This window comes from Providencia sp. UF-183 (assembly GCF_058246155.1).
The window spans coordinates 258,384-275,966 of the sequence record NZ_JBSICD010000004.1 but is presented as its reverse complement, the minus strand read 5'-3'; the positions used below and the strand labels follow the sequence as shown (position 1 = coordinate 275,966).

At 34.5% G+C, this 17,583-nt stretch carries 18 protein-coding genes and 1 pseudogene; 5 read left to right on the top strand and 14 right to left on the bottom strand.

Annotated elements, in window-relative coordinates; genetic code table 11:
• Positions 1-129: 129 nt before the first annotated feature.
• A complete protein-coding gene (locus AC4IFT_RS05555; RefSeq protein WP_490731019.1) occupies positions 130-972 on the top strand; it encodes an MBL fold metallo-hydrolase in 843 nt (280 codons plus the stop codon).
• Positions 973-1,033: 61 nt separating this feature from the next.
• On the opposite strand, the gene AC4IFT_RS05550 is transcribed toward AC4IFT_RS05555, so the two are convergent.
• From AC4IFT_RS05550 to AC4IFT_RS05510, 9 genes are all read right to left on the bottom strand, one after another.
• The gene (locus AC4IFT_RS05550) at positions 1,034-2,203 is read right to left on the bottom strand and encodes a hypothetical protein (RefSeq protein ID WP_490731021.1); all 1,170 of its coding nucleotides are present in this window, start codon (positions 2,201-2,203) and stop codon (positions 1,034-1,036) included.
• Complete coding sequence (locus tag AC4IFT_RS05545; protein WP_490750795.1) at positions 2,196-4,784, bottom strand: fimbria/pilus outer membrane usher protein; 2,589 nt, start codon at positions 4,782-4,784, stop codon at positions 2,196-2,198. Before AC4IFT_RS05545 ends, AC4IFT_RS05550 begins: the two co-directional genes overlap by 8 nt.
• Before the next feature lie 60 nt (positions 4,785-4,844).
• Positions 4,845-5,588, bottom strand: a complete 744-nt coding sequence (locus tag AC4IFT_RS05540; RefSeq protein ID WP_490731025.1) for a fimbrial biogenesis chaperone — start codon at positions 5,586-5,588, stop codon at positions 4,845-4,847.
• An 18-nt stretch (positions 5,589-5,606) separates the two neighbouring features.
• Positions 5,607-6,305 (bottom strand): fimbrial biogenesis chaperone, encoded by a 699-nt coding sequence (locus tag AC4IFT_RS05535; protein ID WP_490731027.1) that lies wholly within the window; start codon positions 6,303-6,305, stop codon positions 5,607-5,609.
• Positions 6,306-6,316: 11 nt separating this feature from the next.
• A complete protein-coding gene (locus AC4IFT_RS05530) occupies positions 6,317-6,853 on the bottom strand; it encodes a fimbrial protein (RefSeq protein ID WP_490731029.1) in 537 nt (178 codons plus the stop codon).
• A 12-nt stretch (positions 6,854-6,865) separates the two neighbouring features.
• The gene (locus AC4IFT_RS05525) at positions 6,866-7,447 is read right to left on the bottom strand and encodes a fimbrial protein (protein ID WP_490731031.1); all 582 of its coding nucleotides are present in this window, start codon (positions 7,445-7,447) and stop codon (positions 6,866-6,868) included.
• Complete coding sequence (locus AC4IFT_RS05520) at positions 7,425-8,129, bottom strand: fimbrial biogenesis chaperone (RefSeq protein WP_490750794.1); 705 nt, start codon at positions 8,127-8,129, stop codon at positions 7,425-7,427. Before AC4IFT_RS05520 ends, AC4IFT_RS05525 begins: the two co-directional genes overlap by 23 nt.
• 169 nt (positions 8,130-8,298) lie before the next feature.
• Positions 8,299-8,862 carry a fimbrial protein gene (locus tag AC4IFT_RS05515; RefSeq protein WP_490731035.1) on the bottom strand — a complete coding sequence of 188 codons (564 nt, stop codon included), beginning with the start codon at positions 8,860-8,862 and terminating at the stop codon, positions 8,299-8,301.
• A 434-nt stretch (positions 8,863-9,296) separates the two neighbouring features.
• Complete coding sequence (locus tag AC4IFT_RS05510) at positions 9,297-9,686, bottom strand: nuclear transport factor 2 family protein (RefSeq protein WP_490731037.1); 390 nt, start codon at positions 9,684-9,686, stop codon at positions 9,297-9,299.
• A 579-nt stretch (positions 9,687-10,265) separates the two neighbouring features.
• On the opposite strand from AC4IFT_RS05510, the gene nqrE reads away from it, so the two are divergent.
• Entirely contained in the window at positions 10,266-10,865 is a 600-nt protein-coding gene (gene nqrE / locus AC4IFT_RS05505; protein ID WP_353241434.1) for an NADH:ubiquinone reductase (Na(+)-transporting) subunit E, read from the top strand.
• Between the two features lie 321 nt (positions 10,866-11,186).
• Here nqrE and umuC read toward each other — a convergent pair whose 3' ends face one another.
• The 3 genes from umuC to AC4IFT_RS05490 form a co-directional block, all read right to left on the bottom strand.
• Positions 11,187-12,449 carry a translesion error-prone DNA polymerase V subunit UmuC gene (gene umuC, locus AC4IFT_RS05500; protein ID WP_490750793.1) on the bottom strand — a complete coding sequence of 421 codons (1,263 nt, stop codon included), beginning with the start codon at positions 12,447-12,449 and terminating at the stop codon, positions 11,187-11,189.
• Positions 12,449-12,865 (bottom strand): translesion error-prone DNA polymerase V autoproteolytic subunit, encoded by a 417-nt coding sequence (umuD, locus tag AC4IFT_RS05495; RefSeq protein WP_490731042.1) that lies wholly within the window; start codon positions 12,863-12,865, stop codon positions 12,449-12,451. Before umuD ends, umuC begins: the two co-directional genes overlap by 1 nt.
• Before the next feature lie 90 nt (positions 12,866-12,955).
• On the bottom strand, positions 12,956-13,213 hold the full coding sequence (locus AC4IFT_RS05490; RefSeq protein ID WP_490750792.1) for a hypothetical protein: 258 nt from the start codon (positions 13,211-13,213) through the stop codon (positions 12,956-12,958).
• A 429-nt stretch (positions 13,214-13,642) separates the two neighbouring features.
• Here AC4IFT_RS05490 and AC4IFT_RS05485 point away from each other — a divergent pair, with 429 nt between their 5' ends.
• The 3 genes from AC4IFT_RS05485 (at position 13,643) to aes (ending at position 16,264) form a co-directional block, all read left to right on the top strand.
• Positions 13,643-13,852, top strand: a complete 210-nt coding sequence (locus tag AC4IFT_RS05485) for a hypothetical protein (RefSeq protein ID WP_490750791.1) — start codon at positions 13,643-13,645, stop codon at positions 13,850-13,852.
• A 648-nt stretch (positions 13,853-14,500) separates the two neighbouring features.
• Entirely contained in the window at positions 14,501-14,824 is a 324-nt protein-coding gene (locus AC4IFT_RS05480) for a helix-turn-helix domain-containing protein (RefSeq protein ID WP_490731048.1), read from the top strand.
• Between the two features lie 471 nt (positions 14,825-15,295).
• Positions 15,296-16,264: an acetyl esterase gene (gene aes, locus AC4IFT_RS05475; protein WP_490750790.1), complete on the top strand. Its 969-nt coding sequence runs from the start codon at positions 15,296-15,298 to the stop codon at positions 16,262-16,264.
• Positions 16,265-16,474: 210 nt separating this feature from the next.
• On the opposite strand, the pseudogene AC4IFT_RS05470 reads toward aes, so the two are convergent.
• Positions 16,475-16,597, bottom strand: a pseudogene (locus AC4IFT_RS05470) (hypothetical protein); the annotation flags it as partial.
• 451 nt (positions 16,598-17,048) lie between these two features.
• On the bottom strand, positions 17,049-17,195 hold the full coding sequence (locus AC4IFT_RS05465) for a hypothetical protein (protein ID WP_490750789.1): 147 nt from the start codon (positions 17,193-17,195) through the stop codon (positions 17,049-17,051).
• Positions 17,196-17,583: the final 388 nt, after the last annotated feature.

Genomic DNA, 17,583 nt, shown 5'->3' with positions numbered 1-17,583 from the left:
TTATTGCGCCCTTATTATATTTCCTCTCATAATCCCCCTTCTTTGCTCGTGTTTGTTTGTTATTTAATATTACTCACACATTATCTGATATAACATATTACGATTACTTTGAATGACTATGAGTACACTATGACAATTAAAATTACCGTTCTCGTTGATAACAATACCCTAATTGATAGTTATTTTTGTGGTGAGCCAGGTGTTTGCTACTATATTGAAGCCGATAACAGAAAAATATTATTCGATACCGGCTACTCCGATATTTTCATTAATAACGCCCAAATACTCAGTATTGACCTAGCTGATATAACAGACTTAATTCTTTCCCATGGACACAATGACCACACGTGGGGATTGGGTCATCTCATTCAACATTTTGATCGTCGTAATGTTGAAACAAAACACCCTAAGCAGCTTGTTTATCACCCAGATGCACTCAAACCCAAAAAGTTTCAATCAAAAGTTATTGGGACTAACACGCCCAAAAATATACTTGAGGCATACTTCACGTGTATTGAATCAATCAAACCATATCATTTATCCAAAAACGTTATATTTTTAGGGCAAATTCCGCGTAATAACCACTTTGAAGGAAAAGAACCTATTGGCAGCACAATAAATGAAAACCTACAGAGTATTGATGATTATGTACTTGATGATACAGCTATCGCTATAACAACCACTGAAGGTCTAATCATCATAACAGGCTGCTCTCATTCAGGGATTTGCAACATTGTTGAATACGCAAAATATATAACCGGAATAGATAAAATTGTTACTGTTATCGGTGGATTTCACCTGCAGCAGGCCTCTGATGAAGTTTTAGAGCACACAGCTAACTATTTTAATCAACAAGATTTATTACAGCTCCACCCTTGTCACTGCACTGATCTTGCTGCCAAAATCCATTTATCCAAGTATGCCCCTGTAAAAGAAGTTGGCACAGGCTTGCAATTAACATATCCCAGCTAATAAGCAAAATGCCCAGCATCATCTGGGCATTTACGACACATTATCTGATAAAATAATGAAATCAGCTTTTCACGAAAAAACTTAATTCCGCTTTTCCATGGTAGTTTCCAGGTTTTACTTCTGGAGTCCGGCAAAGTGCCCATTTAATATTTAATATCATTGGTTTATTGGGTTCAATTCTAATACCAAGATCTTTTTCGCGACCATCAAAATGGATAAGTTCATCCCGACCTACATCACTACATTTTAAAGACGAAGAGGTACCCTCTGGGAATATTCGCCCTAATACCCATGGGAGTGTATCCGTTTTTATTGCGTTATCCGTAGGCTGTAAGAGGAGTTTCGTTGGCTCATTTGCATCATAAGTTGTCTCTTTTGCTAAAGCCACCATATTCAATGTATCGAGCCTACTTCCATTACATCTTACGGTTAGTGAGGAATTCTGTATATTCTCCATTTCGTTGGCAAATTGATGTTCAATTTTTGTATTCGTAACGCTACTTACTTCACAATAGCGCAATACAGTCAGCTTCGCGGAGATATTCAATCGTAACGCTGCTCTTGAAGCGGCAGCACTTCCACCAGTCATAATATATAATGGCGCTGTTGTATTTGCATATGAAAAGTCACCAGGTGAAATATCTTTATCGACATATATTGTATATTTGTTTGGCGACGAAATATTTATTGTTTTAACGCCCCCAGCGGGAACATCTAAATAACTCTTTGTAGGAATATAACAACTATTACTAACCTGAGACGCACTCACGGTTAAGCCTTCAGGTGGTGTCGCGAAGAATGTTCCTGCATAATAAGGTAAAAAACGGTTATTCTTTTCAGTCAAAATCTCAAAATTAATTGCAGGTAATATGAATGCTTTTCCACCGATACCTGAATTATTGGTTAAAGGGATAGCTCTAAATGTAAATGTTCCTGGTCGCACCTCAAACCCTGTAGAAGTGCAATTTGTTTGTGAATTACTAATTCCAATAAATGGATTTGTCTCTGTCCAGTAAGATAAATTTTTAGCTGAATAAATCGGTTCAACTCTAAATGAATTGTCCCCCGTCAACGCTCCAGTAACTTCATGTTCCTCTCGTGTATCCAATGTCATATCAAGGATGCCATTTAAATATAAATTCGCAGTACCAACGACACCAGCAAATACAATGTTTGGGCTAAATAGTGCGATAATAGCCGATTGGGAAATAAATTTAATTATCTTAGTCATTATTATGCCCCTGCTCAGTAACACACTTGATTGCCAATGTTCTTATTGGGTTATCCACACTCAACTCAATCTCTTTCAACCCACTAAATGAGGCTAAACAGCTTTGCTTATTATTTTTGCCCCATTGAATACGCAATTCACCTGAATCAGCTAAACCACTCATATATAGCATTCCATCATCCCCCACTAAGCCTGTATTTTCAGTTTCTAAAGCGTCATGGGATATTACGGATGCAACGGCGCCAAATGGCACAACATTATTATCATAAAGTAAACTAATAAGCGCTTGGTACCCAACTTTTGTATTAAATTTTGCCTTAATGACAGCGCCTGCTGTTGGATATAGATTTAATGTTGTTTGCTGTAAAGTCACATCGTCTGGTAGTGTATTTACATTCAATCCCACGGTGTTTTTCGCATAATCAGCTAAATATGGGTAAATGGCCTTTCCTTGCTGATTGATATAGGCATTACTCGTGGATAAGGCCGTTCCTTCAGCCCCATCAGCTTCAATAATAGCAATGCTATTACTCATAGTGCGCCCCAAAATAAAGCCATCAGAATAAGCAACGACTCCACCATTGTAACTGGTATTAACAGAATAATAGTCTTTTGAGTAATTATAACCTGCAGAGGCTGTGCCTTTATTTCCAGCGTAATTAGCGTAAACAGACCCATTTGGGTTTTGCCCTTGATTTCCCCATCCTTGAGAAAGGCCATAGGTTAATTTATTTTCTAATAAACTACCGCTTATACCCGCTTGATGATTTGTTTTTCCTGTATTGTCATGACTAACTGAGTAAGTACTACTCATATTTTTTAGTCTAGGGTCATTAGATAAAACACTCAATGGTACACTTACGTTAAAACTAATTTGCCTATTTTCAGGCCATTTGTCTTTATTCTTCACCCGGTCAATACTGTAATTAATACTATAAGACATATCCTTGAATGTATTATTATATCCTGTAGACAACTGAACCATATTTTGAGCATTATCCCAATATTCATATTTGCTTGCCGAAATATAAACATTTCCGTAGCTACTTAACGGTTGAGAGAGTGAGATAAAATATTGGTTTTTCTCTCGGGATGCTAACCAAGGTGCAACATCCTCTTTTAGACGATAATTTAAATTATTAAAATCACTAAACGAATAATAATGTTTCGATGAATAACGTGTTGTAGATGCATCAATAGATGTACTGGTAGAATTTATATTCTTCGAATATCGCAGACGGTAGGCTTGAGCCCCCTTTGACTCTTCACTATCTATTTTTGCCTGAGCATATGTAATATCACTTGAAATAGCACCTATATTTCCTAACGATATTCCTAGGCCAGAAGAACCTGACCAATAATCATCTGCGATTAATGACCCACCATACAGCGTTATATTCCTAGGTAAACCATAACTTCCCGTGGCTAAAATGAAATCAGCTTCTTTTGAGCCGACCGTTATACCACCATCATATCGTCCCGCTGTTAATTCATATTTCCAGCCGCCCGGTCGCTGCATAACAGGTAATGAGGCGAAAGCAACAATAAATGTTCTTTCTGAACCATCTTCCTCTTTTATCGTTACATCGAGAGCACCTGAATTACTTCCTGTAGTTAGATCTTTGATACTAAAAGGCCCTGGAGCAACATATGTCTGATAAATGACATAACCATTCTGCCTAATAGTGACTTGCGCATTCGATTGTGCAATGCCATTCACATCTGGAGCAAAGCCCCTTGTACTATCTGGTAACATTTGCTCATTTGAACCCAGTTTAATCCCTTTAAAGGGAACTGAATTAAAAATTTCGCCATCTGTTGTGCTTTCACCAACTAGCAAATCTGAACGAAGCGCATATAAGTTTCGAGAGACATATGTGTTTGAAAAATTATTTTCGTTGCGCGTAATGCTGTTTCCCGCACTATCCTGTCTATTATAAGTATGGGTCATAGTAGAACGTAAACGCCATGCGCCTGCATTTGCCCCCATACGTAAGCTTGCAAATAAATTGTCACTTTTTTGTTTTTGGCTAGATGTCGACTTATTTACCGCATGGTTCGCACTAAACATATAATTTGTTAAAAATGCTGGAACACCATTATCTAATAATGATGGGTCAATATAACCATTCGCCGTTTGTTCCATTGCAATTTGAGGAATACTAATATTAACGCTAACATTCGCTAAATCCGTTTTAACGCTGGAGTCCACAATATAATGTGGTAAATCGGTGATAACATATTCTTCGGGTAGCGCTCGAAGATCAGCAATGCTGTCTACTTTCACGCCAATTAAGGCTAAAAATTTAGGTGTAAACTCAGGAACAACTGCATTCTTCTCGTTCGCAACAAATTTGAGAGTGTACTCACCTTTTAACGCTTGGTTGACATAAACCAGCATTGTATAAGTTCCTGTTGGAACACTACTTTCCTGTGAAAAATGGCTTAAATCAACTTCATTTGGGTCAATACCTAGTTGTTCATCAAGTAAACTGGGATCGAAGTAAACATCACTACGACTAGAAAATGGCAGCAATATAAACGAACATAATAAATATGTTTTAATAAGGTTACTTCTCATGTTATTTCACCATCATTTCTATTGATGACGTTCCTTTAATTGCTGTGCTTAGCATTTATTTTAGTTAAGTTCTGCTGTGAATTTTTCTGTCGGAAATAAATTTTCATCAAGAATATCCCAAACTACATTGCCCATTACATCCTTGGGGATCTCGTATTTTTGCTCACTAAATGGGGCAACCGAAACATAAAGTTGCTCATCTTTTAAACGGTACCCTCCCACAGATAATGAATTAAATGTGGCATATATTCCCATATTATTCTTAACGATGAGTTGATCACCTTCTCTTCGAAAATTTAATTGCTTTGCAACTTCGGTCAGTTTTATATCTTTTAATGAGTTTGGCCGGTAATACACTTTGAATAATAACGCTCTCATGACAGTAAATTGCAAAGTTTCCTGAGATGGAGCTGTTGATGGAATGGCTTTCAACTGAACAAGAAAGACACTTTCTCTATCATCTGGTAATACATCCCGTTTGCCTGTAAAAAAAATTCGCCAGCTGTGGTACTCTTCTGGAGAAATTTTATACAAAGGTGGTGTAACAGTAAAAGGTGGATTGACATTTTTTTCTATAATATTTAAACCCGTTTTTTCGTCTAGCCATTTCATATTTGCTTGCATCAGGTAAGGCTGATTATCTGTATTTCGTAAACTTACAGAAATACTTTTAGCCCCTGAAACATAAGTTAAACGTTGCAAAGAAAATTTAAGGCCGTTTTCTGCTGCGAGTGAATAGGAATATTGTGAACAAAACACCAATAAAAATATAAATCGAATAAAAAACATTGTTTTTTTATACATTAGTCTACCTTACCCATATTACTTTGAAGCTAGCATATATACTGATGTTAGCCCACCATAGTCATTTAGCATTTGCCACTGACCTTGTGTAATATTCCCAGAGAATCCCTCAATAGGTAACAGACTAAATGGCGCAATAAGGACACTATGCTTATAAGGCTTATTATTCACGTGGATATTCACGAGTGTCATATAATAAGGGGTTGGATTAATAAACTGCCATTGCCCTTCTTTGTACACAATATTTACCTGTTTAAATATGCTATCATCAGGCACTTCGAGACCATTTGGACGATAAATCAATTTAATTATTATATTTGTAACAAAAACTAATTTCGCATTATTTTCTGAGTTTTCAGCTACATTCGTTGCAGGAATTGCTCTTGTACTCAAATAAAAAATGGATTCCTCATTAGCAGGTAATCCACTTTTATTTTTTAAAAAAATACGTAATGTAAATTTACTTTTAGCATCTATTCTGAACAACGGAGGAGTGACTACGAAATGCTGATTTCGCCCACCATCAACATGTGTTGTTACCCCGGCTTGAATTAAATATGGCGAACTTTCATCGTTCGATACTGTGACTGATTGGTTATTTGCATCATCTTTAAAGATAACTCGGGTTTGCTCCAAACGGATACCATCTGCAAATACAGCATTTGGAATTAACCAAAAACAAAATATGGCCAATGTAAGTAACGCTGTATGCTTCATGCCTACCTCATTTAATCAACAACAAATGAAAATGTAATAGTCGATTGAAAATCACCGACCTGTGGTGCACATTCATTACCCTGTTTACACCTTACATAAGTATAAAGCGTTTTATCAAGCTGATTTTCGCTGATGTTACTCCAGACATTGCTTTCTCTTTCATAAAAGTCTGTAGTCGAGGTTGAATTCATGATGTTACTTTTATCAGAAAAGCTGATCCCAAAACCTTTATTTGGGTCATCAATAAACGTAATTCCATCCAAATAATTTTTAGGTGATATTTTAACATGTGCGCCAATAAAATTGCTTGTTGTACAATCAGTTAATATAATTTTAGTTTGAATAGGCTGGACTTTATTTCCACGTATATCTGCGACAGTCACATTACCAAAATCCACCTCATTGAGAGATGTACCAACAATCGAAATTTTACACATTTGTGCGATAATCTTGATATTAAAATCAAAGTTCGCTGTATTACTAGCAAAAGCAAGCTGAGGGGCTGCGAGTAACAAACATAATGTAAATAGAGGTGATAAATTTCTCATAACGTTTGCTTCTTATGGTTGAATGAATGAAAAAACAACACTCGCACTTAATTTTCCTGATTTTATCGGGGCTCCATCTAGTTTCACTACTTGAACTTTAAAATGTTTTTCATTTTCACCATTTTGGACCGGAAATCCCACTTCAGCACCTTGGTTTGAAAAGTTCATAAAGGAGCAATCTGCACTTCCTTCATTACATTGCTGCAAAACAAAAGCCGCATTCGTCACATTATTTTTGGGAGATAACTTTCCGTCTATAATATTCGAGTTTCCATCAGGTTTTATTGCAACCTGCAAATCAGGAATGATTTCTTCAGAGTAGTCTTGGCAAATATATTGAATACTAAATGGCTCTAGAGGGGACTGAGTATCTTTTACATTACCTATTTCTGCCGAAACTAAAGGTTTGGTAAATTCCACTGTTTTACTAGAAAAAGCAAAAGAGCAAGTTCCTTTTGAAACCTTGCCCTTCACAATCAAATCAGTCTGCTGGTCTTGTTCTGTTACTGCATATGCCATAACGCTTATATTACCAAGCAATAAAAGTAAAATTAGCCAATTAGTTTTATTATTAAATCTGTGTTTTAAATTCATTTGTTCCACCTAAATCCGTGAGTACACGCCAAGTTACTGTTCCCTTTATCATCGATGATGAAATTGGATAACTCACTGATTCAAATGGGGCGACCATCGTATTTCCTTTTTCCATACTCATATCAACACGCTGATTATTTAGCTTAATTTGAGCTAAATTAATATAGTATGGGGAATCATTAGTAACCTTAAGAGTTTGCCCATCAATTTTAAATTTAAGTAATTCTTGTGCTTGTGCTGATGTCATTGATAGATTTTGTGGACGATAAAATAATTTGACCACGTGATCATAACCAATATTCAACGCATCACCATCGACTTGTGCATTTTGCCCTGCAATCATTGTGGCATGAAAATAGAACAATGTTTCTCTGTCTGTTGGCAGTGAATTATTTTTGCTGATAATCCTAACATCCTGTTTCATTCCTGGCGTAATTTTGAATACAGGTGGCGTTACCTCAAATATTTTAGTTGGCTTATTGTCTTTATCCGTGATGAATGAACGGCTTAAATATGTCACTTGAGGATCCGTGTTTTTAACAGCGATAGAAACACTTTTCTCATTTTGTGGATAAACAATGCGTGTTGCATCTAAACTAACACCTTTGGCCCAGGCTAAGGTAGGTACCATAAACGCAAATAAACTTGATACAATAACTGCTCTTGCTGTTTGTATTCTCATTGTTATTTCCAATTTTCACACGTTCAAATTGTTATGTCAGAATTTATGCTTTATGCGTAAGTTTAATAAAACATAAATTTCCACATTATTTTGTCTATATTACTACACATTTTAGGTGTTGACAGTATCTCGCTTATTGTTTTACTAATACTGACAACACCTGTAATCCTTAGTTATAAGAAACTGTAAATGTGACAGGTACTTTTAAACTATCACCTACAGACGCTTTATTAACCATAATTAGTGACGCTTTCATTGGAATAAGTGCAAAACCTTGTTCTGCTAATGTATCTGCAATTGTCACTTCGGCATCTTTGTTTGGCTTAACATCAATAAGGGTATTTTTTGTATCTACTGCCTGTAATTTAACTGCTAGAGACTTAGATGAAGCGTTTGCAAATAAATTAGGATTAAATGCAGAAGCGGAGCCAGAAGCATGCACATGGACAGCCGTATCACCAATCTCGTTTTCTGATGAACATTCTGTCAGTGTCAGATTAAAATCTTTAGTTTCACCTAATGCATTACCTGCCTCTGTATTGGCGAGGTCTTGCGTTGTGAATACGCCCCAATTAACCATAGCGCCTTCTGTTGTTGATGAAACAGTACAACTTGCTGTGCGCACCATAGCTTCAAATGTTACGGTTGCACCTTGGCTTGCTGAAAACGCAGTTGGGCTTAATAAGATGCTAGAAATAATGAACGCAGGTGTTAATTTTTTGAACATTGACATATGTGTATCCCCATTTAATTTATAATTTTAAAAATAGAATTTATATTCGTTAAGAAAATTCCTAGCAACTTAATAGTCTAATTTAACTTACTATTAAAGTATTAATCACCAGATTTCGATGAAATAAAGATACAATGTAATAACCCGCAAATACACCTTAAATGTGTATCAAATTAAGCGTAAAATGTTAATTTATTACACACTACAAATCGAACTTAAGTTATATTTCATTTATAAATCAATTAAATAACCCTTAAGGAGTAGAAACATTTAGTAATAGATAGGCAAAAAAATAATGCTTTTTTTGTTTTGTCTGGACTGAGAGGGATTTATAATTTATTTGAAAATCAATAAGATAGATTAATGCAGTTAATTTTACCTTTTTGTCGTTAATTAACTACATTCATAAGACGGGGAATCAATGTTTGAATAATTTAGGTTCTCGAACCTAAATTATGGTCAGAGTTAGCACCTTGGATCATTCTCGTTAACTCTTCGCAACGCACAATTTTGCCATCCGAGAGACTAAAGCAAGCAAATACTTCATACTCGCTGCAAGAACCATCTTTTTTAATTGCCTTTGCATAGTGTTGTGTGTGAACACGGTAGCCTTCTTGTGCAATAGACTTTATTGTTATATTAATTGACTCTGTGGCTTCCTTTAGTACTTGCATATGCTTAACGAATCCATCAAAGTCAATTTTTTTACCATCTACAATCTGAACATAACTTCTAGAAAAAAACTGCTCTATCACCGACAGATTGCCAATTTGAGCCCCTAACACTGAATCCAACGCCAGCTTAACCAATTGCATGCTATTCATTCTGTCCTCTTTTCTTAACAATAGTTTCTTTATCCTTTATATGTTGCAAATCGTTTATTTCAAGGGGTCTTATGTTTTAATGCAGGGTAGGCCTTGCTTTTAAATTGCTTATTTTCAACTTAAAAACCTTAAAAACACATAAAGTACATATAACCCACAAATAATACCCATATAATTCATATCAGTATATTCAGGTTTTTTTTAAAACCTAGCCAAAAACCTAACTTTTAATACTTATTAACTTTCTATTTTTAAGCTATTTGAGCCTTTTCTTTATTTAGATCACAAAATTCATATAAAACATGATAATTACCAAAAATTTCACGTTTTTCCAAAACAATGCATCTTGCTAATTTTTATCATTTTATCCATAATATTAAACAATGATAACTACTGTTTTTGTAATTTCATGCCATTCAGTTTTTTCAAGTAATCTTGGATAAGTCCTGAAAATGACATCTATAATTTATTGGAGGGCTATCTTATACAGATCTCTGCCCCCATTAACATTGGTAATTTTTAATACAATGAACTGTTTTTATTGTTAAATATTGCCATAATATATATAAAGGAGGGTTTGTGCTGGAAAATCATTTAAACATATTTATCCGGGCAGCATTCATTGAAAATATGGCGCTGAGTTTCTTCCTTGGGATGTGTACATTCCTTGCAGTGTCTAAAGAAGTGAAAACATCCTTTAAGCTAGGATTAACTGTAGTCGCTTTGCTCACTATCGCGACACCAATCAATAACTTGATCTATAACTATGCTCTAAGAGATGGGGCTATAGCTGAAGGTATTGACCTTTCTTTCTTATCTTTTGTAACGTTTATTGCTGTTTTAGCCGCGTTAGTACAAATTTTAGAAATGTTTCTTGATAAATTTATTCCTTCACTTTATCACTCATTGGGTGTTTTCCTACCGTTATTAACGATCCACTGTGCTATTTTCGGCGCAACAATCTTTATGGTGGAAAGAAATTACACATTTACAGAATCTGTTGTTTATGGTGCAGGTTGTGGGATTGGCTGGATGCTTGCAATTATTGCACTCGCTGGTCTTCGTGAAAAAATGAAATATTCCGATATTCCAAAAGGCTTAAGAGGATTAGGAATAACCTTTATTACTGTAGGTTTAATGTCTTTAGGCTTTATGTCATTTTCAGGCATTTCACTTTGATTTTAATGTGCTAACTTCGCTTTAAAAAATTGTAATTATTTTCTCTTTAATGTTAAAAAGTAATAAGGATTTTGCTTTTTTAACATTATAAACACCCTGAAAACACGCTCAATACAACTAACTATACACTTGGTTCTTCTCGAGCCTAGCGACATTTCCCTCGCATTTTTATATTTATATTCACTCTAAATTGGATTAAAAGATAAACACTGGTATTATCAATCTATCTACCCAAGGGTGGATGAATAGATAACTATAATTATACAGATACATTTCCATTAGATACCCCTGCTTGCAGGGGCTTTTTTTTACATAATATAATTAGCTCTTAACAATAGGAATTTCTGCAAGGTTTGTTGTGTACGCAGGAGACAGTAACTCTCTTTTCATTTTATAACCATAAGCTCCTCCCTTCCCTGCAAAACCTATTGTTCCTAACCCACTGCGATTTATCATGTCCAATGTTTGCATTAATTTATCACTGTTCTTAAACATTTTTTGGGTCGAAAACATATCAAATTGTGTAATATCGTTATCTGTAAAATCAGATAAAATAATCCCTGCTTTACAATAGCGATAACCATCACGCCAGATTAATGACAATCCTTTCATTAGGGCTTGGATAATATCCCTAGTATCATTACTAGGATACTCCAGTGGCACGCTGATTTTATTAGAATAATTTAGCCCTATAGCTCTCTGGTTTGTTTGAATAAATAAACTAATACACTTACAACGCTGTTTTTCTTTTCTCAATTTTTCGGTTGCACGCTCTGCGTGATCACACACGGCCCTTCGCATTGTTTCAAAATCAAAAACTTTAACACCAAAGGATCTAGAAAAAAGGATTTGCTGTTTTACCTTGCTTTCTTCTTCTATAGCAATGCAGGCTTCACCATTAAGTTCTCTAACTGTTCTTTCAACTACGACACTAAACGATTTGCGCATCATGGTAGGTGAAGTATTAGCGAGATCTAAAGTAGTATAAATTCCCATACCTCTTAATTGTGCGGAAATTTTTCGTCCAATACCCCAAGTATCTTCTATCGAAATAAGAGCCATTAATTTTCGCTGACGCTCTCTAACAGATAAATCGACAACACCGCCTGTTTTTTTCCAACGCTTTGCAGCTAGATTTGCCATTTTTGCTAATGTTTTTGTAGGGGCAATACCAACACTAACAGGAAGATGAGTACATTTTAATATTGTTGCTTGAATATTTCGCCCGTACTCTTCTAGTTTAAAAAGGTTTTCTATTCCCGTAAGGTCTAAAAAAGCTTCATCAATAGAGTAGATTTCAGTATGTGGGCTATAAGATGATAATAAAGCCATCACCCTTTGGCTCATATCCCCATACAGTGCATAATTTGAGCTAAAAACATGAATATGATTACGTTGATAAAATGGTTGACGTTCATAGTAAAGCTCCCCCATTTTTACCCCTAAAGCCTTCGCTTCAGAAGAACGTGCAATTACGCATCCATCATTATTACTTAAGACAATAACGGGTTTATGGGTTAAATCAGGCCGAAAAACTTTCTCACAGCTGGCATAAAATGAATTAACATCAACTAATGCATACATTATTTAGCCTGATAAATTATGTACGTAACAACACCAAATATTTGAAAATCATTATTTTCTTCAATAGAAATGGGCGAATATGCATTATTCATTGGTAATAGTCTAAGGGGATATTGTTGCAACTTTTTAACTGTAAACTCCCCTTCCAAGCTCGCGATAATAATATCACCATCTTTTGCTGTAATGGCGCTATCAACAATAATGATGTCCCCATCTTTGATGTTTGCATCGATCATTGAATGGCCTTCGACTCGAAGTAAATACGTACTTTCAGGATGTTTAATTAAGATATGATTTAGATTGATTTTCTCTTCAATATAGTCAGTTGCAGGAGATGGAAACCCCGCAGGAACTCCGCTAAGAAACAAAGGGAGATTTACAGGTAACACCATAGACTCTATCTTTTCAAAATTCATACGCCACCAATAATACTGTACAAATAAACAGTATTATTTACTTATTTAATTTTACTGTAAAGCACTATTTCATTTTTGCGTTCAAAGAGCTCATAAACCTGGGTATAGCTGCCCATCAGTTTCGTCTACAACATAAATTTGTGTCAAATACCAACGGTTTTCCTTAAAAATGAGGTGATACTCATAGATAGGTGAATAATGCCCTTCTTCCAATAATTGAGTCCTGACGATTGTTTTATCTTTGTCCTTTTTTATAAATAAAAACTTTTCTTTTACTGGATGGTGACTTGACTCAGATCCGTAAGCAATATTTTCCCCAGAAAAATTAGGTAACGTGTATTTATACAAAATATAGTTCCACTCCTTCTGAGCCAATACCACATACTGTTTCGGTTGAGCACCTTTACGATTAAACGATTGGTTGTCCAGTTTAGATAGTCTTGTTGGAATTCTCTTACAAAAGCTTCCGATGACGCACTTGTCGTAGCATAGGATATGCTCATAAATATGTAGCTAAAAAAGAGTTAACATGGAATATATCCGTTTATGCTGGTGAATATTCATTTAATTTCAGCCTGTGACGATGTTAAACAACAATTTTTAACCTTCTAGAGTTAATTGCAATATATTTCGCTAATGAATGTCAATTATCCAAAGTTCATTGCTTAGCCGTTACATTATTTAACCCTTTGTTAAGGTAATACATGATTTTTTAACGTAAATTAATATTACCTTTACCTAGACTAATATTAGGTTAACTCTATATAAGGCTTTGCTATGAGGTTTAATTTAACACAAATAAGTATCTTAGAAGAAAACTCCAAAATTATAGGATTAGATATCACCTTAACAGGGGATGATAAGTCTACCCACAACTTCAAGATGGATATCAAAGGGTTAGATATGATGACCCTTAGTTTAAGGGATATTGAAAAGCAAGCAATTAAGCAAGCTAAGCATAATTTTGAACGTTGCTCTAATGGGTAATATTAATTCTTGTTTAATACTGAATGCTTCTATGTAACTAAGCCTAGTCTCATTTTCTTCATCAAAGAATTAGGCTTTAGTCCTATCCACTGATAACCTAAATTATTCCGCCTAATTCTGATATAGGGTACCTGTTTGTTTCTGTACACTCCCCCATTCTAAACTAGTGATGAAACAGTAATTTCTTTTCTTACAAAAAATATTTGTAACCAATAATTTCAGGGAGTAACATTTTATTTCAAAAAAAATCGTAATATTCAAAATATAAAATTTTTTTGTAAAAAAAATAACAAAAAAAATAAATGCAATAGCAATAAAATAAAACTCCACACAATAATTAGAAATTACTGATTCATATTATTATTTATAGATACAAAAAAAATGCCTTTGCATATACTCCTTATGCGCGTATCTGCAATTGTCAATAAATATCTCTAAAAAAAATAAAAAATAGGTAAATTTATCTATTCTCTTGTTTTAAAAAAATTTTTAATCAAAGCTCCATCTATATCAAACAATTGATTGACTTCAATTGATAGTTTTTATCAATTGAAAAACTGATAAAAAAACATTTAAAACGATTGTACTTGATATAAATATTTGACTAGTTTTTACCTCAGAAAATTCTTAATCAAAAAAGGAGTCAATATGGATCGTGCTATTTTAAATAGCAAAGTCAATATATTAGTGGGGAACTATTTAAGGCAAAAGCGCATTGAAAATGATATGACTGGCGCTGAAATCAGTAAATTACTCCATGTTAGTCAACAACAAATTTCTCGTTATGAAAATGGAATTAACACTATTTCATTTAGTCTTATTTTATTATTTTTAATGAAACTAAATATCAGCGTTGAATCTTTTTTTATTTCTTTATTAAGAGAACTAGAAAGTGAAGGTGAGATAATAGACTTGGGATTAAAACTATACTTAGACCCTTCATCAAAAAAGAACCAATACCTATACATTTAATAAAAATAGTATTAACCACCAACACTAGAGAATAACAAGACAGCTTATAAAAATGAAAAAAAACAACAAAAACCTTGGGTTATACATTCAAAAAAACAGAATACTGAACAAAATTTCAATTCATGAAATGGCCAGTTCACTAAAAATATCAGATAAATTATATATAGAATATGAAAATGGCGATAGTTCTATTTATGCAGAGCACCTTTTTTTTATATCTAAAATATTAAAAAAAGACATAAAGAATTTTATTGAAGTTTACTTGAACTAGCCATGATGAAAGCCCAAGGTAAAGTCACACTTCCCCCTGGGCTTTCAATGATTTTAACAAATAACATATTTATATTATTTTTTGTTAATTAAAGCTATGTCACCATATAACAAATTAAATATTCTTTAATATTGGATAACAAGGTCACATCTTAATACTCTAGTCCATCTACAATAAAAACCACGATGGTAGGAGGAAAAATGAACCAAAAAAATAAAGTAAAAGTGCTTGACCTTATTTCAACAGAAATGAAGAAAGTTATTGATTTTTATTCAAAAGTAACTTCCAATACCCCCCAAGATGCTGATTTAGCATCGTTACGAGATGCTTATAATAAAGATAGAAAACATTGGAATGCCGGCGCACCATCCATGCAATCAACCCGCGATGTCTGCATCCAAACCCCTTATGGAAGCGTTCTTACACGCATATTTCAGCCTGTAATCAATTCGCCAGCGACATTGTTTTATATCCACGGTGGCGGGTTTATTTTAGGTAACCTTGATACCCACGACAGGATAATGCGTTTGCTGGCATTATATACCGGCTGCACTGTCATTGGTGTGGACTATTCTTTATCACCTGAAGCCCGCTATCCCCAAGCAATTGAGGAAATATCTGCGGTATATCAGTTTTATTCTATTAATACCGATAAGTATAATATTAATATGGCGCAAACAGGCTTTGCAGGCGACTCCGCTGGGGCTATGCTGTCATTGGCAACAACGCTTTGGCTTCGCGACAATAACATTGAAAATCAAGAGATTAAAGCCAATTTACTTTGGTATGGGCTCTATGGTTTACAAGATTCAGCAAGTCGCCGACTTTATGGTGGGGAATGGGATGGCTTAACACAAAAAGACCTTGAAAGTTATGATAATGCCTATCTTGGTGAGTCAGGAAGCCGCGGATCCCCATATTACTGTTTATTCAATAATGATTTAACGCATAATATTCCGCCTTGCTTTATTGCCAGTGCAGAATTTGACCCTTTACTGGATGATAGCACCGCATTATTTGGTGTATTAAATGCCAATAAGATATCCTGCAAATATAAAATGTACCCAGGTACATTACATGCATTTTTACATTATAGCCGTATGATGGATATTGCTGATGAAGCCATTAGAGATGGCGCTGAGTATTTTAAAGAACAACTTAAACGATAAGTGCTATTTATTGCGATGATTCAACTTAGAAATGAACAGCAAATATATATTTTCATAAGAAAATCAAAACATTAAATGACACCTAATAGTTTGTTCTCTAACTATTGAAAATTGATGCACCGATTTCGAATCATTTTGCAGAAGAATATTTTTAGACAAAATAAAACGGGAGTTTTTAGGCTCCTGTTGTTAATCACATCACATAATAAATTACATGTGTGCGATCATTACATCGCCGAATTCGCTACATTTCAGTAATTTAGTGCCTTCTAATTGACTTTCGAAATCGTAATGTAGCGTCCCCCAACCCGGTTTAGCCATAATATTTCCCTCATAACAAATTAGAAAACCAGTCCGCATGAACTGACTTGGTAATTTGCAATAAAAAAGCCGCCAATGATTAGCTAATGGCTATAAATATTTAACTTATGTATAGTACTGGTAACTTAAAATAACTTAAAGATTATGTGATTTATGGCTGAGGTTTTTTCCGCACTTCTCATCGCTTTCCTTGTTTCATTTATTTCTTTCATAGCTATAGCGCTTTATATGGATAATAAATATAAAGGCGACACATCTATGTCAGGATGCTTTAATTCATTCTTTGCTTCATTTTTGATTCCACTAATTATTTTTATTGCAGTATTTTTGTACAATTTTAATTTATATTAAAAACCTGCTGTAGGCGGGTCATCGTGAGTTATTGTTATCTATTTAATATCCAATGGCATATTGCCACATGATTTAGAAATTTCCCTTTAACCATACTCTTCGTCTATTGCCATTATTTCTCTGTATGGTCTTGCGAATAGCCAGCTACAACAGTAATGTTCTGCCACTCCGCTTCAGCTGGTGTTAACTTCATTGTTTCTACTGTCATTACCAGTACGACTTTCAATGCAACACCAGCCCACAGTAACTTCTTAACCAAGTCAACATACTTAATATATTTGCAATTTAAATCACATTAAACTAACTTAATCTAAATTTAATAAATTTCTATGGAGTCGTATACGGATATTGGTGAAATTTTTGTATGGATTGTTAATGTCTTGGTATTTTCAGCGATCGCATTTCTTGTATGGTTAGTATTGATGCTGAGTAACCCCCCTAAGACCGCTACTCAACAAGAAGACACTAAAAATAACATAGAAAATGAAGACTAGATAAAACTAACGCCTGCCATGTCTTCACATTCGTATTTTCTTTTTCGTATTTGCTTACGCTTAATTCATGTGAAAACTTTTCTAATCACCTATCCTGATAGTGTGTTCAAAACTATTGCTTCTTTTTATTTAGCCCCGGCGTCGAGGCTTTTT

Bases quoted from the DNA above. Each gene is read 5' to 3' on its own strand.
- AC4IFT_RS05555 (WP_490731019.1), top strand. From the start codon at position 130: ATGACAATTAAAATTACCGTTCTCGTTGATAACAATACCCTAATTGAT.
- AC4IFT_RS05550 (WP_490731021.1), bottom strand. From the start codon at position 2,203: ATGACTAAGATAATTAAATTTATTTCCCAATCGGCTATTATCGCACTA.
- AC4IFT_RS05545 (WP_490750795.1), bottom strand. From the start codon at position 4,784: ATGAGAAGTAACCTTATTAAAACATATTTATTATGTTCGTTTATATTG.
- AC4IFT_RS05540 (WP_490731025.1), bottom strand. From the start codon at position 5,588: ATGTATAAAAAAACAATGTTTTTTATTCGATTTATATTTTTATTGGTG.
- AC4IFT_RS05535 (WP_490731027.1), bottom strand. From the start codon at position 6,305: ATGAAGCATACAGCGTTACTTACATTGGCCATATTTTGTTTTTGGTTA.
- AC4IFT_RS05530 (WP_490731029.1), bottom strand. From the start codon at position 6,853: ATGAGAAATTTATCACCTCTATTTACATTATGTTTGTTACTCGCAGCC.
- AC4IFT_RS05525 (WP_490731031.1), bottom strand. From the start codon at position 7,447: ATGAATTTAAAACACAGATTTAATAATAAAACTAATTGGCTAATTTTA.
- AC4IFT_RS05520 (WP_490750794.1), bottom strand. From the start codon at position 8,129: ATGAGAATACAAACAGCAAGAGCAGTTATTGTATCAAGTTTATTTGCG.
- AC4IFT_RS05515 (WP_490731035.1), bottom strand. From the start codon at position 8,862: ATGTCAATGTTCAAAAAATTAACACCTGCGTTCATTATTTCTAGCATC.
- AC4IFT_RS05510 (WP_490731037.1), bottom strand. From the start codon at position 9,686: ATGAATAGCATGCAATTGGTTAAGCTGGCGTTGGATTCAGTGTTAGGG.
- umuC (WP_490750793.1), bottom strand. From the start codon at position 12,449: ATGTATGCATTAGTTGATGTTAATTCATTTTATGCCAGCTGTGAGAAA.
- umuD (WP_490731042.1), bottom strand. From the start codon at position 12,865: ATGAATTTTGAAAAGATAGAGTCTATGGTGTTACCTGTAAATCTCCCT.
- AC4IFT_RS05485 (WP_490750791.1), top strand. From the start codon at position 13,643: ATGAGGTTTAATTTAACACAAATAAGTATCTTAGAAGAAAACTCCAAA.
- AC4IFT_RS05480 (WP_490731048.1), top strand. From the start codon at position 14,501: ATGGATCGTGCTATTTTAAATAGCAAAGTCAATATATTAGTGGGGAAC.
- aes (WP_490750790.1), top strand. From the start codon at position 15,296: ATGAACCAAAAAAATAAAGTAAAAGTGCTTGACCTTATTTCAACAGAA.